The organism is Kitasatospora sp. NPDC022785, from assembly GCF_055561295.1.
The window spans coordinates 476,076-499,475 of the sequence record NZ_JBVHHB010000004.1; the positions used below are offsets into that span (position 1 = coordinate 476,076).

A 23,400-nucleotide genomic window follows, 5' to 3' on the forward strand; every position below is an offset into this window, starting at 1 on the left:
GGACCAACCGAATTACCCGACCGGGCCGCTCAGCTCCGGCAGCGCCCCGAGCCCCTCGGCCAGCGCCGCCGGATCGGTGGTCGGCGCGTCGCAGGCGAAGTGCCGGCAGACGTACGCGGCGGGCTCCCCGCCCACCAGCGGCCGGCCGGCCAGCAGCGGCACCCCGTCCTCCCCGGACGGCTCGCCGAGTGCGACCACCGCGCCCGGCGCCGTCCCCAGCAGTGCCGCCCGGTGCAGTGCGGCCGTCGCCGTCGCCCCTGCCGGGCCGACCACGGCGACTTCGCGCGGGCCGTCCGTCAGCGCCTCGGCGACGGCCAGGCCCCAGCCGATGAACCGCGGAGCCCGGGTGGCCAGTGCCCCGACGATGCCGAGCGCCCGCTCGGCGGCGGTGCGGTGGCGCGCCGAACCGGTGTACGCGGCGTAGGTGAGCAGCGCGCCCGCGGCGGCCGTCCAGCCGGACGGGGTGGCGTTGTCGGTCGGGTCCTGGGGCCGCCGGATCAGCTCCTCGGCGTCGTCGGCGGTGTCGTACAGCGCGCCGGACGCCTCGTCGGCGAAGTGCTTGAGCACGGTGTCCAGCAGGCCGCCGGCCAGCTCCAGCCACTCCGCCTCGCCGGTGACGGCGTACAGCGCGAGGAAGCCCTCGGCGGTGTCGGCGTAGTCCTCCAGGACGCCGGCGTTGGCACCGGCCCGGCCGTCCCGGGAGGTGCGCAGCAGCCGGCCCTCGGGGGTGAGGTGGACGGCGAGCAGCAGGTCGGCGGCGCGCTCGGCGGCCTCGACCAGGTCGGGGCGGTCCAGCAGGGCGCCGGTTTCGGCGAGTGCGGCGATGGCGAGGCCGTTCCAGGCGGCGACCACCTTGTCGTCCCGGGCGGGGGCGGGCCGCCCTGCGCGGGCCTCGAACAGCTTTGCCCGGATCCGCTCGGCGGCCTCCTCGTCCTGGGGGTCGGCGAGCAGTTGCAGCACCGAGGCGCCGTGCTCGAACGTCCCCTCCGCCGTCACCTCGTACAGCTCTGTCGCGAGCGCGGCGTCGGCCTCCCCCAGCACCTCGGCCAACTGCCCGGGCGTCCAGGCGTAGTACGCCCCCTCGGCCGGCTTCCCGGTGGCCGGGTCGAGGCTGTCGGCGTCCAGTGCCGAGGCGAACGCGCCTTCCGGGGTCCGCAGTTCGCGCAGCAGGAAGTCGGCGGTGGAGAGCGCCACCCGCCGGGCGAGCGGTGCGCCGGTGGCCCGCCAGAGGTGCAGGTAGGCGCGGAGCAGCAGCGCGTTGTCGTAGAGCATCTTCTCGAAGTGCGGGACCACCCAGCCGGCGTCCACCGAGTACCGGGCGAAGCCGCCGCCGAGCTGGTCGTGGATGCCGCCGCGGGCCATCGCCTCGCCGGTGCGGACGGCCATCTCCAGGGCCGCCTCGGAGCCGGTGCGGGCGTGGTGGCGGAGCAGGAACTCGATCACCATGGACGGCGGGAACTTGGGCGCGCCGCCGAAGCCGCCGCGCCGGGCGTCGAAGTCCCGGCTGAGCGTGACCAGCGCCTGGTGCAGGTCCGCCTCGGCCGGCGGGTGGTGGGCGCCGGCCGAGTAGACCGAGGCCCGCTCGGCCAGGTCGGCCCGGATGCGGGTGGCGACCTCGCCGACCTCGTCGCGGCGGTCGCGCCAGGCGGCGTCGACTCCTTCGAGCACCTGGCGGAAGGACGGCATCCCGTGCCGGGGCTCCGGCGGGAAGTACGTCCCGAAGTAGAACGGGTCCTTGTCGGGCGTGAGGAAGACCGTCATCGGCCAGCCGCCCTGCCCGGTCGCCGCCTGCACCGCCTCCATGTAGACGGCGTCGACGTCCGGGCGCTCCTCGCGGTCGACCTTCACCGCGACGAACCGCTCGTTGGCGTACCCGGCCAGCGCCTCGTCCTCGAAGGACTCGTGCGCCATCACGTGGCACCAGTGGCAGGCGGCGTAGCCGACGGACAGCAGCACCGGCACGCCGCGCCGCTCCGCCTCCTCGAACGCCTCGGGGCCCCACGGCCACCAGTCCACCGGGTTCTCGGCGTGCTGGAGCAGGTAGGGCGAGGTCGCGTCCGCGAGACGGTTCGGCATGCCCCCATCCTTGCGCATCGGCGCGCGGACGGGGGCCCCGTCTCACTCCTTCGGCGTCTCCGGCTCCTCGACGAAGTCGACGCGCTTGAACTGCTTGTTCATCGACTTGACCAGGAACCAGGTGGCCACGCCGAGGGCGGCGAAGACCACGAAGCCCAGCAGGCCGGGGGTCACCTTGGTCTCGTCGAGGGCGAGCTCGGCGGCGATGTGGGTGAGGTTCACGGGGGCGCTCATATCTCTATGGTGGCCCGGCTCACGGGGAGCCGGGCCATCGGGGGTGGGTCAGTCGCGCGTGTCGGCGGCCTCGACCGCCAGGGTGGGGGTGCGCAGGCCGGCGAACAGGTCGTCCTCCGGCAGGTCGGCGTCGATCAGGGTGCGGGCGAGCTCGTAGTCCTCGGTCGGCCAGACCTCGCGCTGGACCTCGAGCGGCACGCGGAACCAGGGGCCGTCGGGGTCGATCTGGGTGGCGTGCGCGATCAGCGCCCGGTCCCGGGTCTCGAACCAGTCGTCACAGCGGACCCGGGTGGTGATCTCGCGCTCCTTGCGGCCGCTCTTCTCCCACCCCTCGATCCACTCGCCGTACGGCGACTCGTGGCCGTGCTCGGTGAGGTACGCGTGCAGCGCGCGGATCCGGCCCATCGGGAAGCCGTGGTTGTAGTAGAGCTTCAGCGGCTGCCAGGGCTCGCCGGCGTCCGGGTAGGCGTCCGGGTCACCGGCGGCGTCGAAGGCCAGCATGGTGATCTTGTGGGTCATGATGTGGTCCGGGTGCGGGTACCCGCCGTTCTCGTCGTAGGTCGTGATGACCTGCGGCTTGAACTCGCGGATCAGCCGGACCAGCGGCTCGGCCGCCTCCTTGACGTCCTGCAGGGCGAAGCAGCCGTCGGGCAGCGGGGGCAGCGGATCGCCCTCCGGCAGGCCCGAGTCGACGAAGCCCAGCCAGGCCTGCTTGATCCCGAGGATCGCGCGGGCCTCGTCCATCTCCTTGCGCCGGACCTCGTGGATGTTCTCCTCGATCTCCGGCTTCCCCTGAAGCTTCGGGTTGAGGACCGACCCGCGTTCCCCCCCGGTGCAGGTGGCCACGAGCACGTCCACCCCCTGGTCGACGTACATGGCCATGGTGGCCGCGCCCTTGCTGGACTCGTCGTCCGGGTGGGCGTGCACCGCCATGAGTCGCAACTGCTCAGTCAACGCCTGCGTTCCTTCCACAATGTCTGGGCTCCCGCGAAGTCCGGTCTGCCCACCGTCCGAGCCGTTCGGTTCGGGACCGCGTCACCGCGGGACCGGCCGCCCGGTGCGCCGCGGCGCCACATCGCCACGCCGCCGACACGGCCGAGCCCCGCCCCCGCCGGACCGGCCGCGGGCGTGCCCCTCCTATAGTGACGGACTGGAGGAGCGTCGCATTCCCCGCACCACCCAGGCGGGCCTCCCACGAGAGGACTGAGTTCGATGAGCTCTGGCACCACCACCGCTGCACAGCTGCCCGAGGGGCGCTACGGACGGCGCGGCGACCGCGAGGCCGACCGCCGTCTCAAGGTGGTGGGCGCGGTCTGCGGCGTCCTGGCACTGGGCCTGCTCGCCTGGCTGGGCGGCTCCTACCTGATCCGCGAGACCACCATCAACGGCACCGTCCCCTCCTTCGAGGCGGTCTCGGACGGCGAGATGAAGCTGCACCTGGCCGTGCGCAAGAGCGACGGCACGGCGGGCAGCTGTACCGTCCGCTCGCAGGGCGAGGACGGCGCGGTGGTCGGCATGGCCGACTTCCCCGTCCCGAAGGACGGCGGCAGCTACGACGCCACCGTGAGCCTGCGGACCACCGCCCGCGGCACCACCGCCGAGCTGCTGGGATGCACGCCGGCGAAGTAATGACTGGCGATCGCGGCACGCCCGGGCGCATATTCGATCTGGAGAGCGGGAATCCGTAGAGGAGTCCTGCCACACCGGTCCTGTACACCTCGGCGCAATGCTGTCGTCAATGACGCGCCAACGACTCTCCCGCTTGTCGGCGGGAGTTGTTAGGCTCGTGGTTTCGCCCCTTCCGCACCAAGAGGTACGGGAGCGGGCGTTGCTTTGTAGTTACGACCGATATCTCCACCACCACCCCTGCTGACGACTCACACCCTCAGCACAGCCCCAGCACCTACGAGGAGCACCTGTGACCCAGACCAGCGACCACGTGACCTGGCTCACTCAGTCCGGCTACGACCAGCTCAAGGCCGAGCTGGACCACCTGACCGGCCCCTGGCGCATCGAGATCGCCCAGAAGATCGAGGCGGCGCGCGAAGAGGGTGACCTCAAGGAGAACGCCGGCTACCACGCGGCCAAGGAGGAGCAGGGCAAGCAGGAGCTGCGGATCCGCCAGCTCACCCAGCTCCTGGAGCGCGCCAAGGTCGGCGAGGCCCCGGCGGACTCGGGCGTGGTGGCCCCGGGCATGGTCGTCACGGTCGCCTTCGACGGCGACGAGGACGACACCATGACCTTCCTGCTCGGCTCGCGCGAGATGGCCGGCAGCGACGACCTGGACGTCTACTCCCCGCAGTCGCCGCTGGGCCGCGCCATCGACACCAAGAAGGTCGGCGAAGAGGCGACGTACGAGCTGCCGAACGGCAAGCAGGCCTCGGTGACGATCACCGAGGTGAAGCCGCACAACGGCTGACCCGCCGACGCACCGAGGGCGGCCGTGGAGGGACTCCACGGCCGCCCTCGCACGTGCACGCCGGGTGTCAGCCCACGGCGGAGCGGTACTTGCGCACCGACAGCCAGGAGAACACCGCGGTGATCAGCAGCGACCAGAGCACCGACACCAGCGCGGCGTGCTGCATCGGCCAGGCGCTGTCCACCGGGCCGACCTGGTTGCCGAAGAGGTCGCGGCAGGCCTGCACGGTGGCGCTGAACGGGTTCCAGTAGGCGATCCCCTGGAGCCATCCCGGCATCGAGCTGATCGGCACGAACGCGTTGGAGATGAAGGTCAGCGGGAAGAGCCAGATCAGCCCGGCCGAGGTGGCCGCCTCGGGACTGCGCACCGAGAGGCCGATCAGCGCGCCGATCCAGGAGAAGGCGTAGCCGAGCAGGAGCAGCAGCCCGAACGCGCCGAGCGCGCTGAGCACCCCGTTGTGGATGCGCCAGCCGACCGCCAGCGCCACCAGGGCCAGCACGACCAGCGTGAACGCGGTCTGGACGAGGTCCGCCAGGGTGCGGCCGACCAGGACGGCCGAGCGGGCCATCGGCAGCGAGCGGAACCGGTCCACCAGGCCCTTGGTCATGTCCTCCGCGATGCCGGCGGAGGCGCCGGCGGTGGCGAAGGTGACGGTCTGGGCGAAGATGCCGGCCATCAGGAACTGGATGTACGTGGACGAGCTGGCCTGCGTCCCGGGGATCTGGATGGCCCCGCCCATGACGTACGAGAACAGCAGCACGAACATCACCGGCTGCATGAGCCCGAACACCACGATCTCGGGTATCCGGGTCATCCGGCGCAGGTTGCGCTTGGCGACCACCCAGGAGTCGTGCAGGGTGGCGGCCGCGCCCCGGCGCTGCTTGGGGATCGCCCCGCCGATGGCGTGCTCGGTGGCGGCCGTCATCTCACAGCTCCTTGCCGGCCGGGACGGCCTGCTGGTCGGGGCCCCGGCCGTCCTCGCCGGCGGCGCTGCCCTCGTCGTCCTTCCCGGCCTGGCCCCTGCCGTGGCCGCCGTGGCCCCGGCCGCCCTTGCCGCCCTTGTCTGCGGCACCCTTCTCCTCCTCGTCGGCCTCGGTGACGTGGCCGGTGAGCGAGAGGAAGACGTCGTCCAGGGTCGGCCGGCGCAGGCCGATGTCGTCGATCTCGATCGAGCGGGCGTCCAGCTCGCGGATGGCGTCCGCGAGCACCCGGGCGCCGCCGCTGACCGGGACGGTGATCTTCCGGGTGTTCTTCTCGACGGCCGGCTCGCCCAGGGCGAACTCCGAGAGCGCGGCCACCGCGTCGCCGACCAGGTCGGCGCCGTGCACCACGACCTCGATCCGCTCGCCGCCGATCTGCGCCTTGAGGTGGTCGGCGGTGCCGCGGGCGATCACCCGGCCGTGGTCGACCACGGCGATGTCGTGGGCGAGGCGGTCGGCCTCCTCCAGGTACTGGGTGGTGAGCAGCAGCGTGGTGCCCTGCTCGACCAGGGTCTCGATGACCTCCCAGAGCGCGAGCCGGTTGCGCGGGTCGAGACCGGTGGTCGGCTCGTCCAGGAACATCACCGGCGGGCGGACGACCAGGGCGGCGGCGAGGTCGAGGCGGCGGCGCATGCCGCCGGAGTAGGTCTTGGCGGTGCGGTCCTTGGCCTCGGTGAGGTTGAACCACTCCAGCAGTTCCAGTGCCCGTGCCTTCGCCTCGCGGGCGCTCATCTGGTAGAGCTCGCCGACCATCTGCAGGTTCTCGAAGCCGGTGAGGTACTCGTCGACGGCGGCGTACTGGCCGGAGAGCCCGATCATGCTGCGGACCTGGTTGGGGTGCTGGAGAACGTCGACGCCGGCAACCACCGCGCGGCCGGAGTCGGGGCGGAGCAGGGTGGTGAGGACGCGCACGGTGGTGGTCTTGCCGGCGCCGTTCGGGCCGAGCAGCCCGAGCACGGTGCCCTCGGGGACGTCGAGGCTGACGCCGTCCAGGGCTCGTACGTCGCCGAAGGTCTTCACCAGGTTCTCGGCTTGGATGGCTGGCGCCATGGCCTGCCTCATCTCCTCGGACGATATGAGCGATCTGTCCCACTCTGCCCCGGATTCAGGCGCGCGGGCGACTCGATTTCCGGCCACACGGCGACAGAACGCGATGTATCGCAAGTCTGGCGGCACGCGATATATCGCGTCAAGGGACATGGCTCCGCCATGGTGACGGAGGTCACTGACGGTTCCCCGGCCCGCGCGAGCCGCGGGACCTACCGGGAGACGACGTACCCCGCATCCCGCAGCTCACCGAGCACCGCCGCGCAGTGCTCCGGCCCCTTGGTCTCCAGGTGGAGGTCCACCTCGACCTCGGTCAGCCCCAGCTGCGGGTCGATCCGCACGTGCGCCACGTCCAGCACGTTGGCGTCCACCCGGGTCAGCACCCCGAGGAGGTCCGCCAGCGATCCCGGCTTGTCCGCCAGCCGCACCCGCAGCGACAGGTAGCGGCCGGCCGCCGCCAGGCCGTGCCGCAGCACCCGCTGCATCAGCTGCGGGTCGATGTTGCCGCCGGAGAGCACCGCCACCACCGGGCCCTCGAAGGATTCCGGCTGCTCCAGCAGCGCCGCCACCGGGCTCGCCCCGGCCGGCTCCACCACCAGCTTCAGCCGCTCCAGGCCCAGCAGCAGGGCGCGCGAGAGCGAGTCCTCAGAGACCGTACGGACGCCGTCCGCCAGGGTGTTGACCACCTCGAACGGGATGTCCCCGGGCCGGCCGACCATGATCCCGTCCGCCATGGTGGCGAAGTGCTCCAGCGTCACCGGCCGCCCGGCCGCCAGCGAGGGCGGGTACGCGGCCGCGCCCGCCGCCTGCACCCCGATCACCCGCACGTCCGGGCGGAGCGGCTTCACCGCCGCCGCGATCCCGGCCAGCAGCCCGCCGCCGCCCACGCCGACCAGGATGGTGCGCACCTCCGGGCACTGCTCCAGGATCTCCAGGCCGACGGTGGCCTGGCCGGTGACCACGTCCCAGTGGTCGAAGGGGTGGATGAACACCGCCCCGGTCGCCTCCGAGTACCGCTGCGCGGCCTGCAGGGCCTCGTCCACGTTGGCGCCGTGCAGCCGGACCTCGGCGCCGTACTCGCGGGTCGCCGCGACCTTGGGCAGCGGCGCGGCCACCGGCATGAAGACCGTCGAACGGACCCCGAGCAGCGACGCCGCCAGCGCCACCCCCTGGGCGTGGTTGCCGGCGCTCGCCGCGACCACCCCGCCGGCCCGCTGCACCGGCGAGAGTCCCGCGATCCGCACGTACGCCCCGCGCAGCTTGAACGAGCCGGTGCGCTGCAGGTTCTCGCACTTCAGGTGGACCGGCGCACCGATCATCGCGGACAGGTGCCGGCTCCCCTCCATCGGCGTCACCCGGGCGACCCCGGCGAGCATCTTCTGGGCGCCGCGGACATCGTCGATGGTGATCGGCCAGCTGTGCATACCGCCAGCCTACGGTGGGTGACGCCGCCAACCCGGGATGTCGGGCCTGTTCCCGGGCCCGCCCGGCCCGCGTACGCTGCTGGTCCTGAGCCTCCCTCACCGCACGACGATCGTGAGCCGCGATGACGACGACCTCGCCCCAGGCCACCGACCGCACCGACCCCGTGCACACCCAACTCCAGTACCAGCTGGCGGTGTTCGCCCGGCGAATGGAACAGGTCCGCAGCTCCGACGCGGTGGGCGCGCTGGACCGGGCCGCCTATCTGCTGCTCGACCGGCTGGAACGGCACGGGCCCGTCAACGTCAAGGCCCTGGCCGACGCGCTCGGCGTCGACTCCTCCACCGTCACCCGGCAGGTCGCCCCGCTGGTCGCGGCCGGACTGGTGGGCCGGGTCCAGGACCCGGCCGACCGCCGCGCCGTCCGGCTCGCACTGACCCCGGTCGGCACCCGACGGCTGGCCGAAGTCAGCGCCGGGCGAGCCGAGTTGGCCCGCCGGCTGATGGCCGACTGGCCACCCGAGGAGCAGCGCGCGTTCTGCGCCCTGCTGGCCCGCTTCAACCACTCCATGGAGTCGTACACGGCGGGCCGGCAGGGCGATTAGGTCCTGTCCGGCCGATCTCGGCGGATCGGCGCGACCGGCCGGACAGAACCCGGCCGCTACTTGCCGAGCGCCTGCGTGAGGTCGGCCAGCAGGTCGTCGATCGACTCGATGCCGACCGAGACGCGCACCAGGTCGGCGGGCACCTCCAGGGCGGAGCCGGCCACCGAGGCGTGGGTCATCCGGCCGGGGTGCTCGATCAGCGACTCGACGCCGCCCAGCGACTCACCGAGGGTGAACAGCTGCGCCCGGTTGCAGACCTCGACCGCCGCCTCCTCGCCGCCGTTGACCCGGAACGAGACCATGCCGCCGAACGCCTTCATCTGCTTGGCGGCGATGTCGTGGCCGGGGTGCTCGGGCAGGCCCGGGTAGAGGACCTGGCTCACCTTGGGGTGGCCCGCCAGCAGCTCGGCGACCTTCTCCGCATTCGAGCTGTGCCGGTCCATCCGGACACCCAGGGTCTTGATGCCGCGCAGCACCAGCCAGGCGTCGAACGGGCCGGACACCGCGCCCATCGCGTTCTGGTGGTACGCGACCTCCTCGCCGAGGGCGGCGTCGGCCAGCACCAGGGCGCCGCCGACGACGTCCGAGTGGCCGCCCATGTACTTGGTGGTCGAGTGCACGACCGCGTCCGCGCCCAGCGAGATCGGCTGCTGCAGGTAGGGGCTGGCGAAGGTGTTGTCCACCACCAGCAGCGCGCCGGCGCCGTGCGCGATCTCGGCGAGCGCGGCCAGGTCGGTGATGCCCAGCAGCGGGTTGGACGGCGTCTCCACCCAGACCGCGCGGGTGTTCGGGCGCAGCGCCTCGCGGACGGTCGAGAGGTCCTGGGTGTTGGCGACGGAGAACTCGACGCCCCAGCGGGTCAGCACCTTGGCGAAGAGCCGGAAGGTGCCGCCGTAGGCGTCGTTGGGGATCACGATGTGGTCGCCCGGCTTGAGGATGGTGCGCAGCAGGGTGTCCTCCGCGGCCAGGCCGGAGGCGAAGGCGAGCCCGCGCGCGCCGCCTTCGAGCGCCGCGAGGCACTCCTCCAGCGCGGTGCGGGTCGGGTTGGCGCTGCGGCTGTACTCGTAGCCGCCCCGCAGGCCGCCCACCCCGTCCTGCTTGTAGGTGGACACCTGGTAGATCGGCGTGACGACGGCCCCGGTCTGGGGGTCTGCTTCCTGACCCGCGTGGATGGCGAGAGTCTCGAAGCCCTGGGGAAGCTGGTGCTCGGTCATGCCTCCGAGCGTAGTGGGCGAACGGCGGGGTGCCTTCCGGAATCCCCGACGCCCGCGGAATCCGGGGGCCGCCGTCCGCGTTGCACCCTGCGCCACCCTTGCCACCTTTTTTTCCGACCGTTGGAGCAGGCCGTGCTGTTCAACCGCCACAAGACTTCACTCGTCCCGGCCGGCCAGGCGCTGCCCGGCCGGGAGACGCCGGCCTTCGCCCTGAGCGAGCCGCACACCGTGCTCGGCCACCCGCTCACCGGGCCGTACCCGGAGGGGCTGGAGGTGGCCGACTTCGGGCTGGGCTGCTTCTGGGGCGCGGAGCGGACGTTCTGGCGCCTGCCCGGCGTCTGGACGACACTGGTCGGCTACCAGGGCGGGTACACCCCCAACCCGACGTACGACGAGGTGTGCAGCGGGCTGACCGGGCACACCGAGGCGGTCCGGGTGGTCTTCGACCCGGCGGTGATCCCGTACGAGCGGCTGCTGAAGACCTTCTGGGAGGCGCACGACCCGACCCAGGGCAACCGGCAGGGCAACGACGTCGGCACCCAGTACCGCTCCGCCGTCTACACCCACTCGCCCGCCCAGGCGGCGGCCGCGGTCGCCACCCGCGACGCCTTCCAGCCGGCCCTGACCGCGCTCGGCCTGGGCGCGGTCACCACCGAGATCGCCCCGGCCGGGCCCTTCTACCCGGCCGAGCCGTACCACCAGCAGTACCTGTCCGACGCCAAGAACCCGAACGGCTACTGCGGTCTCGGCGGCACCGGCGCCAGCTGCCCGATCGGCGTGGCCCGCACCCCGCAGGACTGATCGCTGCGCGGCTGCTCCCGGCCGGGCGCAGACTGGAAGGACCAGCGGGCCGGCCCCCGTCACCGGGCCCCGGTGACGGGGGCCGGCCGTGTCCCGAGGAGTACCGATGGCCGGCCTCATCCGCAGGAACTTCGACGACCAGGCCGAGGAGGTCCGCCCCTTCGAGGCGGGCACGGGCGAACTTCGCCTGGTCAACCTGGAGGGCGGCGCCGTCGGGCGGGCGGTCTTCCAGCCCGGCTGGCGGTGGTCCCAGCACATCAAGCCGATCGCCGGCACCGACAGCTGCCAGGCCTCCCACCTGGGGTACGTGATCTCCGGCCGGATGAAGATCGTGATGGACGACGGCGAGGAGGCCGAGTACGGCCCCGGCGACTTCATGATCTGCCCGCCCGGCCACGACGCCTGGGTGGTGGGCGACGAGCCCTGCGTCGCCCTCGACTGGCAGGGCTTCGTCGACTACGCCAAGCGCTGAGCCCCGGGCCGGACCGGCCTCACCGTGCCCGCCGGACCTCGTGCATGAAGCAGCCGAACTGCAGTGCGCGGACGTGCACCACGGCCACCTCCGGGTCGGCGAGCAGGGCGGCGGCGCCCGCCTCGGCGGTCTCGGGGGAGACGGGCACGCCACCCAGGATGTGGCCCCGCCGGTCGTACGCGCGCAGCACCCGGTCACCGGTGTGGAACGCGGCCGGCCAGGCCGGGCCCGCGCCGGCACACGGGCCGTCGTGCACGAAGACCGGGCCGACCTCGTCGTACGGGCCCGGGTCGGCCCCGGACTCGGCGGCCCAGCGCCGGAGCGGGGCGTAGGCGACGAGGGCGATCCGGTCGCCGGGCAGCGCCCGGGTGAGGCAGCAGCGCAGCGGGGCGCCGCCGGTGTCGTCGGTCGAGCGGACGGGTGGGCGCCCCGCGTCGTCGCGCACCAGCAGGGAGCGGTGGACGGCCGGGTCGACCGGGCGGACGGCCGGGGCGGGCGTGGTGGTTGTCGTCATACGGCCCACCCTGCCGCCGTGGCCGCGCCGAGTCCGGCGGGTTTCGGCCGTCGCGTTCGTCCGTCTTCCGGGCGGTCGCGTTCGGCCGTCGCGTTCCCGACGGGCGTCGGACCGTCACCGCCGCCCGCCGGGAGCCCGCCGACGCCACCCGCTCCGGCGGGCCCCGGGTGCTACAGCCGGGCCGGGGCCTTCTCCTGTACGCCGTCCGGGCCACGGCCCGGCAGCTCGGCCAGCAGCCTGCCCTCGGCGTCGTAGGCGGCGACGGCCGGGCTGCTGGAGCGGCCGTCGGCGAGCGCGGGAGCGCCCGGCAGCACCACGTAGTAGGCCCTCCAACCCTCCATGCCGGTGGTGGTGACCACGGTGGCGACCGTCGGCTTCCCGCCCGTGAAGGCCACGACCCGGGTGGGCGCCGGGCCGAGGTAGAGGCCGGTCAGGACGACACGGTCCTGACCGAGCGAGCCCTGGTAACCGATGGTGGGCTTCTCGTGGTCCAGGTTGTCGCTGGTGGAGTCCCGGCACCCCGTGCCCGAGCTCCAGACGCCGTCCACGCCCCGGGACTCCTCGCACTTCTCTGTCGCCGTGACCCAGATCCGCTCGCCGTCGGTGTACTCGAACTTCTCGCCCGGGGCCAGCTGCCGGACCGGGGACCGCGGCAACGCCGTCGAGGTCGGCGTGGGTGTGGGCATGGGTGCCGAGGCGGCGGCCGCCCCGGCCGACGGCGTCAGCGCCGCGCCCGCGGCCCCCGCCACCTGCCCGGTCTGCCGGGCGCCGCCGGCCGTGACCGCCGTGACGCCGCAGACCAGCGCCACGGCCATGGCCGCCGCACCCGCCGCCGCCGTCCGCCGGGCCCGGCGGCGGCGCGCCCGCGCGATGATCGGCCCGGGCGCCAGCCCGGCCGCCTCCCGGTACTCCCGGTTCTCGTCCTTGAGCAGCTCGCCGAGCCGCTTGTCGAAGCTCACACCTTCACCTCGATGTTCCTCGGGTTCAGACCCGCCGCACCACCGTCGCGGTCGGCGAGTTCGGGTCGTGCGCGCAGCTTCGACAGCGCCCGGTGGAGCGTGCTCTTGACCGTGCCGGGGGCGATGCCCAGTTCGGCGGCGGTCTCGGCCTCGCTGAGGTCGCCGTAGTAGCGCAGCACCACGACCGACCGCTCCCGCCGGGTGAGGGTGGCCAGCGCCTGCTGCAGCAGGGCCTGTTGGGCCTGCCGTTCGGCGAGGTCCTCGCGGCCGGGCCGCTCGGGCGTACGGTCGGTCGGCAGCTCGCGGTTGCGCAGCCGCCGCCACCAGTCGCGGTGCTGGTTGACCACGATCCGCCGGACGTACGCGGTCGGGTCGTCGGCGGTGATCCGGTGCCAGTGCAGGTAGGCGCGTTCCAGCGCGGACTGCACGATGTCCCGGGCCCGGTGCGGGTCGCCGGTCAACAGCTCGGCCAGCCTGATGAGTTGACGGCTGTTGCCGGCGACGAACGCGCTGAATTCGGCATCCTGGCGCTGTCTCTGCTCGCGTTTCACACCCACCCGACTCCTCGGGCGCCCGATGAGGTTCGGTCCGCCGGGGAGAATTTTCGGTGAAACGGCTCAGGGCGCCCGGCGGGCCCCGCACAGGCAGGGGCTCAGGGCGCCCGGCGGGCCCCGCACAGGCAGGGGCTCAGGGCGCCCGGCGGGCCCCGCACAGGCAGGGGCTCAGGGCGTTCGACGGGCCCCGGACACTCAGCAGGCTCAGAGCGCGCTGCCAGCCTTCCACGCGGCCCAGCCCAGGTTCCAGCCGTTCAGGCCGTTGGACGGTTCGACGGTCTTGTCGCCGGAGTTCACGACCTCGACCACGTCGCCGATCATCGAGCTCTTGTAGAACCTGTAGCCGTCCACGCTCTGGTCCTGTCCGCCCTTGGCGTCCTTCAGGCCGACGCAGCCGTGGCTGGTGTTCTGGCCGCCGAAGATCGACGCCGGGGACCAGTAGTTGCCGTGGATGAACGTGCCGGAGGTGGTGAGCCGCTGGGCGTGCGGCACGTCGGCGATGTCGTACTCGCTGCCGAGGCCGACGGTCTGCGAGTTCATCCGAGTCTGCTGGTACTGCTCGGAGATGACCATCCTGCCGCCCCAGGTGCGGTAGTCCGGTGCGCCGCCGGAGATCGCGTAGACGGCGCTGACCTGGCCGTCGGTGGTGACGGTGAGCTTCTTGGTGGCGAGGTCGGCGACGCTGGTCTGCGCGCGGCCGATGGTGAAGCGGACGTCCTTGGACTGGGTGCCGTACACGCCCTTCGCCCCCTGGACGTCCTTGAGCCGGAGCTTGACGGTGACCCTGGTGCCCTTGGCCCAGTACTCCTGCGGCCGGAAGTCGAGACGGGTGCTGGAGAACCAGTGCCCGACGATCTCGACGCCCGGCTCGGCTATGACGGTGATCGCCTGCTGGACGGCCTTGCGGTCGGTGACCGGCTTGCTGAAGTTGATCGAGACCGGCATGCCGACGCCGACGGTGGAGCCGTCCTCCGGGGTGAAGTAGCCGACGAAGGTGTTGGCGGGGGTCGCCGTGGTGAAGGTGGCGTTGGCGGCCGCCTCCAGCTTGTCCTTGTCGGTGGCCGAGGCGGTGACGGTGTACTTGGTGCCGCTGGCCGGTGCGGCGGCGGAGGCCCAGCTGGCGCCGTCCGGGGAGAGCTCGCCGGCCAGTGCCCGGCCGGTGGAGTCGGTGACCTTGACCGAGCCGAGCGTGCCGCCGGCGACGGTGACCTTGACCGGGTCACTGAAGCTTGCGGCGGTGGCGCCGTCGGCGGGGGTCACGGTGATGACGGCCACGGAGGTCTTCGGCGAGCTGCTCGCGCTCACGGCGTTCCCGCCGCCGGAGTCGCTCCCAGCGCCCGCGCCCGCGCCCGCGCCCGGCGAGGCCCCGCCCCCGGCATTGCCGCTCTCGCCGCTCTTGGCGTCGTTGCAGGCCGCCAGCAGCAGGACCGGCGCACCGATCAGGCCGGCCAGCACGCCACGCCGGCTCCAGCTGTTTCCGCCCGTCCGCCCCTGCGCGTCCCGTGCCGTCACGTCGCGTTCTCCCTGCTGATCATCCCGGGCATTACGGATACAGAAACGCAAACTACCCCTTCACGGTTCCATCACCGACGGAAATCGATCGTATGAGATGACCCAACTTCCCACCAAATATGGACAAAACGCCCGGCCTGCAGACAGCAGACCGGGCGGTCACCAACCGTGACGGAGGTGGGCGGCAGAGCGGTGACTACTCGGCGGACTCTTCCACCGTGTACTCGTCCCAGCCCTCGCCCTCGGGGTCGAACTCGGTCTGCGCGGACTCCCAGGTCGCCGAGGCGAGCTCCACGCCCGGGACGTCGCCGAGCAGGGCGACCGGGTCGATGAAGTGGGCGAGCGAACCCGACGGGTCCACCTCGATGGCCTCGACGGACTGGGTGCGCTCCTCGTCGTCGAGGTACTCGTCGTCGGCCACCTGCTTCAGGGCAGCCGCCTTGAGCGCCCCCTCGTCGGTGATCTCGGCGATGAGCTCGATGCTGAGCCGGACGTAGCGCGGGGCGTCCTGGCCGGTCGTTTCAGTGCTGGTCATGCGTGCGAGCGTACGGGAAACGGGCCCCGGGAACGGACACGGGAAGCGGACACGGGAAGGGCCGGCCCCTCCGGGGAGGGGCCGGCCCGCCGTCTCCGCCGGGGCTCCCCCACCCGGGAGCCGCGGAGACGCGCCAAGCGGCGCGGTGGTGACCGCAGGAGCCGCCGCACCCTGTCGACCGGCCGGAGCCGGACAGGGGCGGGACGACGGCGCCCCCTACGGAGAGGACACGGCCGGCCGGGTCAGGGCCGACCGACGTGTCCGGAGACGACCACGGTCGCCGGGGAGCCGCTCCCGGACGGTTGTCGTCGCCTCGCTCGGCGTCTTGCCGTTGACCACCACGATGCCCCGGCGTTGTTAAGCGCGTGCTGCGCGCAGGTGACGTCGGTGTACCACTTCGCCCGTGGACGAAGTCTCAGCCGCCACGGCAGTCACGAGGGCTGAGCGGGCGTCAGTGCGCGCTGCGGCCGGCCAGGAAGCCCAGCAGGTCCTGGCGGGTGACGATGCCCTGCGGCTTGCCCTCCACCAGCACCACCGCGGCGTCGGCCTTCTCCAGCACGCTCATCAGGTTGGTGACCGTCTCGCCCGAGCCGACCACCGGCAGCGGCTTGGACATCACCTTGTCCAGCGTGTCGGTCAGCTGGATCTCGTCGGCGAAGACGCCCTCCAGCAGCAGCTTCTCCGCGACCGAGCCGATCACCTCGCCGGCCATGATGTCGGGGTGCCCGGCACCCGGGGAGACCACCGGCATCTGCGAGACGCCGTACTCGCGCAGCACCCGGACCGCCTCGGCGACCGTCTCGTTCGGGTGCATGTGGACGAACTGCGGGATGCCCTCGTGCTCGATGGCGTCCTTGCGGGCCAGCACCTCGCCGATGTGCGCCTCGTCGGTGGCCGAGGGCAGGAAGCCGTAGTCGGCCATCCAGTCGTCGTTGAAGATCTTGGACAGGTAACCGCGGCCACCGTCCGGCAGCAGCACGACCACGACGTCGTCCGGGCCGAGCCGCTTGGCGACCTCCAGCGCGGCCACCACGGCCATCCCGCAGGAGCCGCCGACCAGCAGGCCCTCCTCCTTGGCGAGGCGGCGGGTCATCTGGAACGAGTCCTTGTCGGAGACGGCGACGATCTCGTCCGCGACGGTGCGGTCGTAGGCGGTCGGCCAGAAGTCCTCACCGACACCCTCGACCAGGTACGGCCGGCCGGTGCCGCCCGAGTAGACCGAGCCCTCCGGGTCGGCGCCGACCACCTGGACCTTGCCGCCGGAGATCTCCTTCAGGTAGTTGCCGGTGCCGGAGATGGTGCCGCCGGTGCCGACGCCCGCCACGAAGTGGGTGATCCTCCCCTCCGTCTGCTCCCACAGCTCCGGGCCGGTGGAGTGATAGTGCGAGGCCGGGTTGTCCGGGTTGGAGTACTGGTCCGGCTTCCAGGCGTTGGGGGTCTCACGGACCAGGCGGTCGGAGACGTTGTAGTACGAGTCCGGGTGCTCCGGGGCGACGGCGGTCGGGCAGACGACCACCTCGGCGCCGTAGGCGCGCAGCGTGTTGATCTTGTCGGTCGACACCTTGTCCGGACAGACGAAGATGCACTTGTAGCCCTTCTGCTGGGCCACGATCGCCAGGCCGACGCCGGTGTTGCCGGAGGTCGGCTCGACGATGGTGCCGCCGGGCTTCAGCGCGCCCGAGGCCTCGGCGGCCTCGATCATGCGCATCGCGATCCGGTCCTTGACCGAGCCGCCGGGGTTGAAGTACTCGACCTTCGCCAGCACTGTCGCGCTGATGCCCTCGGTGACCTTGTTCAGCTTGACCAGCGGCGTGTTGCCGACGAGGTCGATGATCGAGTTGCTGTACCGCACGGGGGTCCTCCCGGGATGTGGGCATGCGAGTGCTTTCGGTACTGCAAAGCCTAGGGCGTGCCACCGGCCCCAGCCCGCCCTCGCGCCACTCACCTCCCGCCCGCCCCTCCGCCACGGATGGCCCACCCCCGTCGTAGCGCGCCGCCAACGCGGGTAGGAGGGGTGTACAGGTGCGCTGGAGAGGCCCCGCCGGGGGCGGCACGAGGACGCGAAGGGGGCACCGGATGCCAGGGGCACAGGAGTCGCGGGCCCGGGTGGCCCGCCGGATCGCCACGGCGGCGGCGTACGGCGGCGGAGGGCTCGGCCTGCTGGGGGTCGGCCTGGTGGGCCTGCTGGTGACCGAGAGCAGGCTCGCCGTCCAGGCCATCGGCATTCTGGACGGCGACCCGCCCAAGGCCGACGCCGTCTACGGGGAGGCCTTCGCCGACGGCGCCGACCCGCAGCCGCCCCTCGTGCTGGCCTTCCTCGGCGACTCGACCGCCGCCGGCCTCGGCGTGCTGCGGGCCCGCGAGACCCCGGGCGCGCTGCTGGCGGCGGGCCTGGCCTCGGTGGCCGAGCGGCCGGTGCAGCTGGTCAACGTGGCCCGCTCCGGCGGGCGCTCCGGCGATCTCTCCGGCCAGCTGGAGCTGGCCCTGCCGCACCGCCCGGACATCGCCGTGATCATGGTCGGCGCCAATGACGTCACCCGGCACAGCCCGGCACAGCTCGCGGTGCGCCAGCTCGGTGAGGCGGTCGCGGCGCTGCGCGCCAACGGCTGCGAGGTGGTGGTCGGCACCTGCCCGGATCTCGGCACGATCAAGCCGGTGCGCCCGCCGCTGCGCTGGGTGGCCCGCCGGCTGAGCCGGCAGCTGGCGGCCGCGCAGACCATCGCCGTGGTGGAGGCGGGCGGCCGGACGGTGTCGCTGGGCTCGCTGCTCGGGCCGGAGTTCGCGGCGCGCCCGGAGATGTTCGCCGCCGACCGCTACCACCCCTCGGCCCAGGGCTACGCGACGGCGGCGATGGCGGTGCTGCCCTCGCTCTGCGCCGTGCTGGGCCTCTGGCCGGAGGAGGAGCGCCCGGCCGGCCCGGTGCCGGGCGAGGCGGTGCTCCCGGTGGCGGTGGCCGCGGCGGCCGCGGCCGGCCAGGCCGGCAGCGAGGTGACGGCGGTCGGCACCGGAGGCGCCGCCGGGCGCTGGGCGCTGTTGCGGCACCGGCTGCGGGTCGGCTTGCCGGGCACGTGGGCGATGGAGGAACCCACCGGAGCCCCGGTGGCGACGCCACCGGTGGAGCCACCGGTACAACCGCTGGCGACGGCGGCAGCAGAACCTGTGGCAGAGGACGGGAATACGTCGGCCAGCTCACACGCTGGGGCGGGTGACGCCTGAACTACCAGGCGGTAACTTTCCTCCCGGACGTCCGCGTCCGACCGGGCCCCACGGCCGGCCGGCCGCCCGGGCGCCCCAGTCCGAAGGACAGTACGAAGGTCACTCAGCGAGGAGCCCGCCATGCCCGAAGCCGTCATCGTCAGCGCCACCCGTTCGCCGATCGGCCGGGCGTTCAAGGGCTCGCTCAAGGACGTCCGCCCGGACGACCTGACCGCGCACATCATCGGCGCCGCGCTGGCCAAGGTGCCCCAGCTCGACCCTCGCGAGATCGACGACCTGATGCTGGGCTGCGGCCTGCCCGGCGGCGAGCAGGGCCACAACCTGGCCCGCATCGTGGCCGTCCAGATGGGCATGGACTACCTGCCCGGCACCACCATCACCCGCTACTGCTCCTCCTCGCTGCAGACCACGCGGATGGCGCTGCACGCGATCAAGGCGGGCGAGGGCGACGTCTTCGTCTCGGCCGGTGTGGAGACCGTCTCGCGCAGCGTCAACGGCACTTCGGACGGCATGCCGGGCACCATGAACCCGCTCTTCGACGAGGCCCAGGCCCGTACCGCCAAGCGCGCCGAGGAGGGCGGCGGCGAGTGGCACGACCCGCGCGAGGACGGCCTGGTGCCGGACGCCTACATCGCGATGGGCCAGACCGCGGAGAACCTCGCCGCGCTCAAGGGCATCACCCGCGCCGACCAGGACGAGTTCGGCGTCCGCTCGCAGAACCTCGCCGAGGCGGCCATCAAGGCCGGCTTCTGGGAGCGCGAGATCACCCCGGTCACGCTGCCGGACGGCACCGTGGTCAGCACCGACGACGGCCCGCGGGCCGGCGTCACCCTGGAGGGCGTCTCCGGCCTCAAGCCGGTGTTCCGCCCGGACGGCACGGTGACCGCCGGTAACTGCTGCCCGCTGAACGACGGCGCCGCCGCGCTGGTCATCATGTCCGACACCAAGGCCCGCGAGCTGGGCATCACCCCGCTCGCCCGGGTGGTCTCCACCGGGGTCAGCGCCCTCTCCCCCGAGATCATGGGCTACGGCCCGGTCGAGGCCTCGAAGCAGGCGCTCAAGCGCGCCGGGCTGTCGATCGGCGACATCGACCTGGTCGAGATCAACGAGGCCTTCGCCGCGCAGGTCATCCCCTCCTACCGTGACCTGGGCATCGACCTGGACCGGCTGAACGTCAACGGCGGTGCGATCGCGGTCGGCCACCCCTTCGGCATGACGGGCGCCCGGATCACCACCACCCTGATCAACTCCCTGCAGTGGCACGACAAGCAGTTCGGCCTGGAGACGATGTGCGTCGGCGGCGGCCAGGGCATGGCGATGGTCATCGAGCGGCTCAGCTGAACCGCGGACGCCGGCCGTCCTGCGGTCGGCACCGGAGCGCCGGTCCCGAAGGGTCCGGAGCACCCATTTGGAGTGACAGTGCGTAATTGAGGGCCGGATCACACCGAGAGGTCGATCCGGCCCTCTTTTCTTCCGAATCCGGACCGGAAATCGACAGTGCGGAGCGGATCAACTCCGCAGCGTAGAACGGTGTTACCTAACAATTTGGGGACAAGAGCGAAAGTCTCGGACAAATTAGACATTCGCCACTGCGGTAACAGCCCCGCATGCGGCAGTGTGGAGAGGTAACCCCGTTCCGCTCCTCCCTAGGAGTACGTTCCGTGAGCGCCGTCTACACCATCCTGCTGCTGATCCTGATCACCGTGTCGACCGCCGTCCTGCTCCGCCTCCGGGGGCTCTCCCGCCGGCTGGACGCGCAGGCCGCGGCTTCCGCCGCGCCCGCACCGGTCGACGAAGCCGCGATACGCCGGGCCGTCACCGACGCGCTCGCCGCCGACCGCGAGCGGGAGATCACCGAGGCCCGGGCCTTCTGGGCCGAGCAGGAGGCCCGCGCGGCCGAGGACGCGCCACTGTTCGACTCCCCGTTCGCCGGCGTGCTCGGCACCACCGACGAGTGGCCGCTCTTCTTCCCCCGGCCGACCGGGCCGCAGGACGCCGCCGACAACGCGGGCATCATGGACCCGGAGTTCGGCGAGGCGCTGCGCTCCGCGCTGGAGGACCTGATCAACGACGGCGGCACCGGCCCGGCCGGGCCCGGCCCCGAGGGCGGCGCCCCGCTGCGCCCCGGCCACCCGGCCGGCGCCCCGTCCGCCGAGGCCGGCGGCGACGCCCGGGCCCGGCGCGAGGCCGACCTGCTGGCCACCGGCCTGGAGGCCGGGCTGCTGGACGCCGAGCCGGCCGTCGAGGAGGCGCCGGCGGCCGCGCCCGACCCGCGCCGCCACCCCTCGCACCCCGACTTCGTGCCGAGCCAGGCGCCGTCCCGGGACTGGACCGACACCCGGCTGACGGCCCTCGCCGAGGAGTGCGTGGCCCTGGTGGACGTGCGCCCCGGCCCGCTCGGCACCCTGGACGTGTACGCCTTCGCCGACGGCACCACGCTCTGCGTCGCCCCCGGCGACCGTGAGGCCGCCTACCGGCTGATCGACGCCGTCCGGGCCGGCGAGGACGTCCGGCTGCTCGGCGGTTCGCGGTTCTCCGGCTCGTACTCGCTGACCTTCTCCACCGACGAGGACGCCGTCTACGTGCTCGCCGACCGGGTCGTCGCCAGCATCTGACGCCGCCCGCGGGCACCGCCGGCGGCTGACCGCACGCCAGAAGGCCGACCGGATCAAGGGGTTACCGATCCGGTCGGCCTTCGGCGTTCCCCGCCGAGGAGTTCAGGCGCAGAGCGCGGCCGTGGCGGCCACCTCGGCCAGCGCCCCGGCGAGCACCACCGCGGCCGGCGAGGGCCCGCCCAGTGCCTGCGGGAGCGCCACCACCGCCGTGTCCGGCAGCGCCGCCAGCGCGGCCGCCAGGTCGTGCCCGGCCACCGCCAGCTGGTCGCCGGCCGCGAAGGCCCCGGCATCCGGGAACTCCCGCACCGGCCCTCCCTCGGCGCCCTGCGCCGTCGCGGCCAGCCGAGCGGCCAGGGCCAGCGCGGCCGCCGCCCGCGAGGGGTGGCCGGGCACGGCGCCCAGCAGGCGGCTCTGCGGCATGGAGCGGAAACGGTCCGCCAGGGAGTCGACGGCTTCGACCAGGGGCTGTGCATCGGGCATGCGACGAGCCTAGCCAAAAGCCGCCGGGCCCCGGAGCGAACGGCTCCGGGGCCCGGCGGCAGCGCTTCGGCGGTGCGGTGATCAGTCGTCGCCGCGCAGGATCGCGATCAGCCGCAGCATCTCGATGTAGATCCAGACCAGCGAGAGGGTGAGCCCGAAGGCGGCCCGCCAGGACTCCTTCTGCGGAGCGCCCTGCGCGATGGCCTCCTCGATGGCCGCGAAGTCCAGCGAGAGGAAGAACGCGCCCAGGCCGATGCCGACCAGGCCGACCACGATGCCCAGCGGACCGGAGCGCAGCCCCATGTCCGCGCCGAACATGGACGCGACCAGGTTGATCATCATCAGCATCACGAAGCCCATGGCGATCGCGATGCCGATCCGGGTGTACCGCGGGGTGACCCTGATCCGGCCGGTCTTGTAGGCGATCAGCATCGCCGCGAAGACCGCCGCCGTGCCCAGCACCGCCTGGATCGCGATGCCCGGCAGGAGGATGTCGAAGACGTGCGTCACAGCGCCGAGCGCGAAGCCCTCCAGCGCCGCGTAGAGCAGGATCAGCGGCGGGCTGACGCTCCGCTTGAGGGAGACCGCCATGGCGACGAAGAAGGCCACCAGGCTGGCGCCCAGCGCGAAGCCGTACTTCTCGGCCGGCAGCGCGAACCAGGCCAGCGCGCCGAAGGCGACCAGGGTGAGCAGCGTCATGGCCGTCCGCGCGACCACGTCGTCGAGCGTCATCCGGCCCATCGCCGCCGGAGCGGCCGACGGCGCGCGGTACATCTCCACCAGCTGGTCGTCCGTCAGCTGCTGCTGCCCCGGCGCCTGCTGGGCGTACGGGTTGTTGCCGTACGGGTTGTTGCCGTACGGGTTGTTGCCGTACGGGCTGCTGCCGTAGGGGTTGGCCGCGTACGGGCTCCCGGCCGGCGGGGCCTGCGTGGTGCCGAAACCCGCGTAGCCGGGCTCGCGGGTGAACGACCCCTCCCGCGAGAAGACCGGGTTGCTGCTTCTCATTGCTCATTCCCTCCGTGGCGGTGCTGCACCGCCCGAACCACAAGGGTAATGGCTTGGCAAAGAAATAGGGATACGCCGCGAGGAGGATGCGGTGAACGACACCCGGCGGGGACGCCGGATCGGCGCCCCCGACGGGTCGATTGGTGCCCGGAGCCGGACTCGAACCGGCACGGCCTCGCGGCCAAGCAGTTTTAAGCTGCCCGTGTCTGCGTTCCACCATCCGGGCGTCCCGTGGACCGGCTCCGGCGGTGACGGGTGGTGCTGTTCCGACTCCGTCCGGGCCGACCCTGAGCCTAGTCGCCCGCATCGCCCTTTCGCATGTTCCCAGCCAGGGAAGTTGTCATGTTTCCTTGCCATCTGACGAACAGTTCGTGATTTGGCCATGCGAAGCGCGCAATCCGGCCACGGAGATCCGATCAGGGTCGGTGTCATACCGGAGGATGAGGGCTTTACCCGGGTGTACGCCCAGCGGTGGTCAGGCCAACCGTCCGGCGGAGCGACGAATATCCGTGATCACGTGGCCGAGCATGGAGGTACGGCCGGAATCCCCCCGGGGCCCGGCCGTCCGACGACCTCCCGCCGCCCGCCGGCGCCGTCCGCAGCCCCCTCCCCGCGACCCCAAGGAGCACCCCCGTGACCACGCCGACCGCAACCGCCGTCCGTACCGGCCGGGCGGCCGCCCGCGCCACCGGCCTGAACAAGGTCTACGGGGAGGGGGAGACCCGCGTCGTCGCCCTCGAC

23 protein-coding genes, 1 tRNA gene and 1 pseudogene are annotated in these 23,400 nt (G+C 72.7%); 9 read left to right on the plus strand and 16 right to left on the minus strand.

The window, feature by feature from the left end:
* Window positions 1-12: 12 nt before the first annotated feature.
* The 3 genes from ACZ3YO_RS09900 to mca are packed head-to-tail and all read right to left on the minus strand — an operon-like array spanning window position 13 to window position 3,264.
* Window positions 13-2,076, minus strand: coding sequence for a thioredoxin domain-containing protein (locus tag ACZ3YO_RS09900; RefSeq protein WP_465567125.1), 2,064 nt, complete (start codon window positions 2,074-2,076; stop codon window positions 13-15).
* Window positions 2,077-2,118: 42 nt separating this feature from the next.
* Complete coding sequence (locus tag ACZ3YO_RS09905; RefSeq protein WP_396320599.1) at window positions 2,119-2,310, minus strand: hypothetical protein; 192 nt, start codon at window positions 2,308-2,310, stop codon at window positions 2,119-2,121.
* Between the two features lie 48 nt (window positions 2,311-2,358).
* The gene (gene mca / locus ACZ3YO_RS09910) at window positions 2,359-3,264 is read right to left on the minus strand and encodes a mycothiol conjugate amidase Mca (RefSeq protein ID WP_465546003.1); all 906 of its coding nucleotides are present in this window, start codon (window positions 3,262-3,264) and stop codon (window positions 2,359-2,361) included.
* A gap of 258 nt (window positions 3,265-3,522) precedes the next feature.
* Here mca and ACZ3YO_RS09915 point away from each other — a divergent pair, with 258 nt between their 5' ends.
* Both ACZ3YO_RS09915 and greA read left to right on the plus strand, forming a co-directional pair.
* Window positions 3,523-3,939, plus strand: coding sequence for a DUF4307 domain-containing protein (locus ACZ3YO_RS09915; RefSeq protein WP_396320597.1), 417 nt, complete (start codon window positions 3,523-3,525; stop codon window positions 3,937-3,939).
* A 289-nt stretch (window positions 3,940-4,228) separates the two neighbouring features.
* Complete coding sequence (gene greA, locus ACZ3YO_RS09920; RefSeq protein ID WP_465545999.1) at window positions 4,229-4,729, plus strand: transcription elongation factor GreA; 501 nt, start codon at window positions 4,229-4,231, stop codon at window positions 4,727-4,729.
* Between the two features lie 67 nt (window positions 4,730-4,796).
* Here the strand turns inward: greA and ACZ3YO_RS09925 are convergent, their stop codons facing one another.
* From ACZ3YO_RS09925 to ilvA, 3 genes are all read right to left on the minus strand, one after another.
* The gene (locus tag ACZ3YO_RS09925) at window positions 4,797-5,654 is read right to left on the minus strand and encodes an ABC transporter permease (protein WP_465567130.1); all 858 of its coding nucleotides are present in this window, start codon (window positions 5,652-5,654) and stop codon (window positions 4,797-4,799) included.
* Between the two features lies 1 nt (window position 5,655).
* Window positions 5,656-6,759, minus strand: a complete 1,104-nt coding sequence (locus ACZ3YO_RS09930) for an ATP-binding cassette domain-containing protein (RefSeq protein WP_465567133.1) — start codon at window positions 6,757-6,759, stop codon at window positions 5,656-5,658.
* Between the two features lie 209 nt (window positions 6,760-6,968).
* Complete coding sequence (ilvA, locus tag ACZ3YO_RS09935; RefSeq protein WP_465567136.1) at window positions 6,969-8,180, minus strand: threonine ammonia-lyase; 1,212 nt, start codon at window positions 8,178-8,180, stop codon at window positions 6,969-6,971.
* A gap of 122 nt (window positions 8,181-8,302) precedes the next feature.
* On the opposite strand from ilvA, the gene ACZ3YO_RS09940 reads away from it, so the two are divergent.
* A complete protein-coding gene (locus ACZ3YO_RS09940; RefSeq protein ID WP_465567139.1) occupies window positions 8,303-8,782 on the plus strand; it encodes a MarR family winged helix-turn-helix transcriptional regulator in 480 nt (159 codons plus the stop codon).
* Between the two features lie 56 nt (window positions 8,783-8,838).
* Here the strand turns inward: ACZ3YO_RS09940 and ACZ3YO_RS09945 are convergent, their stop codons facing one another.
* Window positions 8,839-9,996 (minus strand): cystathionine gamma-synthase, encoded by a 1,158-nt coding sequence (locus ACZ3YO_RS09945; RefSeq protein ID WP_396320591.1) that lies wholly within the window; start codon window positions 9,994-9,996, stop codon window positions 8,839-8,841.
* Window positions 9,997-10,128: 132 nt separating this feature from the next.
* Between ACZ3YO_RS09945 and msrA the strand changes: the two genes are divergently transcribed.
* Both msrA and ACZ3YO_RS09955 read left to right on the plus strand, forming a co-directional pair.
* Complete coding sequence (msrA, locus tag ACZ3YO_RS09950; protein WP_465545987.1) at window positions 10,129-10,797, plus strand: peptide-methionine (S)-S-oxide reductase MsrA; 669 nt, start codon at window positions 10,129-10,131, stop codon at window positions 10,795-10,797.
* Window positions 10,798-10,903: 106 nt separating this feature from the next.
* Window positions 10,904-11,269, plus strand: coding sequence for a cupin domain-containing protein (locus tag ACZ3YO_RS09955; RefSeq protein ID WP_396320589.1), 366 nt, complete (start codon window positions 10,904-10,906; stop codon window positions 11,267-11,269).
* Window positions 11,270-11,288: 19 nt separating this feature from the next.
* Here the strand turns inward: ACZ3YO_RS09955 and ACZ3YO_RS09960 are convergent, their stop codons facing one another.
* The 6 genes from ACZ3YO_RS09960 to ACZ3YO_RS09985 form a co-directional block, all read right to left on the minus strand.
* Window positions 11,289-11,783 carry a DUF1203 domain-containing protein gene (locus ACZ3YO_RS09960; RefSeq protein WP_465567145.1) on the minus strand — a complete coding sequence of 165 codons (495 nt, stop codon included), beginning with the start codon at window positions 11,781-11,783 and terminating at the stop codon, window positions 11,289-11,291.
* 170 nt (window positions 11,784-11,953) lie between these two features.
* Window positions 11,954-12,742: a hypothetical protein gene (locus ACZ3YO_RS09965; RefSeq protein ID WP_465567147.1), complete on the minus strand. Its 789-nt coding sequence runs from the start codon at window positions 12,740-12,742 to the stop codon at window positions 11,954-11,956.
* Entirely contained in the window at window positions 12,739-13,293 is a 555-nt protein-coding gene (locus ACZ3YO_RS09970) for a SigE family RNA polymerase sigma factor (RefSeq protein WP_396320586.1), read from the minus strand. The genes ACZ3YO_RS09965 and ACZ3YO_RS09970 overlap by 4 nt, the downstream gene beginning before the upstream one ends.
* 207 nt (window positions 13,294-13,500) lie before the next feature.
* Window positions 13,501-14,808, minus strand: coding sequence for a L,D-transpeptidase (locus ACZ3YO_RS09975; protein ID WP_465567150.1), 1,308 nt, complete (start codon window positions 14,806-14,808; stop codon window positions 13,501-13,503).
* Window positions 14,809-15,004: 196 nt separating this feature from the next.
* Entirely contained in the window at window positions 15,005-15,343 is a 339-nt protein-coding gene (locus ACZ3YO_RS09980) for a hypothetical protein (RefSeq protein ID WP_465567152.1), read from the minus strand.
* A gap of 451 nt (window positions 15,344-15,794) precedes the next feature.
* Window positions 15,795-17,195, minus strand: a complete 1,401-nt coding sequence (locus tag ACZ3YO_RS09985) for a cystathionine beta-synthase (RefSeq protein WP_465567154.1) — start codon at window positions 17,193-17,195, stop codon at window positions 15,795-15,797.
* 224 nt (window positions 17,196-17,419) lie between these two features.
* Between ACZ3YO_RS09985 and ACZ3YO_RS09990 the strand changes: the two genes are divergently transcribed.
* The 3 genes from ACZ3YO_RS09990 (at window position 17,420) to ACZ3YO_RS10000 (ending at window position 21,174) form a co-directional block, all read left to right on the plus strand.
* Entirely contained in the window at window positions 17,420-18,559 is a 1,140-nt protein-coding gene (locus ACZ3YO_RS09990; RefSeq protein ID WP_465567157.1) for an SGNH/GDSL hydrolase family protein, read from the plus strand.
* Window positions 18,560-18,679: 120 nt separating this feature from the next.
* A complete protein-coding gene (locus tag ACZ3YO_RS09995; protein ID WP_396320581.1) occupies window positions 18,680-19,900 on the plus strand; it encodes an acetyl-CoA C-acetyltransferase in 1,221 nt (406 codons plus the stop codon).
* Window positions 19,901-20,220: 320 nt separating this feature from the next.
* The gene (locus ACZ3YO_RS10000) at window positions 20,221-21,174 is read left to right on the plus strand and encodes a hypothetical protein (RefSeq protein WP_465567161.1); all 954 of its coding nucleotides are present in this window, start codon (window positions 20,221-20,223) and stop codon (window positions 21,172-21,174) included.
* 102 nt (window positions 21,175-21,276) lie between these two features.
* Here the strand turns inward: ACZ3YO_RS10000 and ACZ3YO_RS10005 are convergent, their stop codons facing one another.
* From ACZ3YO_RS10005 to ACZ3YO_RS10015, 3 genes are all read right to left on the minus strand, one after another.
* Window positions 21,277-21,654, minus strand: a complete 378-nt coding sequence (locus tag ACZ3YO_RS10005) for a hypothetical protein (RefSeq protein WP_465567164.1) — start codon at window positions 21,652-21,654, stop codon at window positions 21,277-21,279.
* 81 nt (window positions 21,655-21,735) lie between these two features.
* Window positions 21,736-22,659 carry a Bax inhibitor-1/YccA family protein gene (locus tag ACZ3YO_RS10010; protein ID WP_465567167.1) on the minus strand — a complete coding sequence of 308 codons (924 nt, stop codon included), beginning with the start codon at window positions 22,657-22,659 and terminating at the stop codon, window positions 21,736-21,738.
* Between the two features lie 141 nt (window positions 22,660-22,800).
* Window positions 22,801-22,885: transfer RNA gene (locus tag ACZ3YO_RS10015), tRNA-Leu, on the minus strand.
* A 404-nt stretch (window positions 22,886-23,289) separates the two neighbouring features.
* On the opposite strand from ACZ3YO_RS10015, the pseudogene ACZ3YO_RS10020 reads away from it, so the two are divergent.
* Window positions 23,290-23,400 (plus strand): annotated as a pseudogene (locus tag ACZ3YO_RS10020) (ABC transporter ATP-binding protein); the annotation flags it as partial.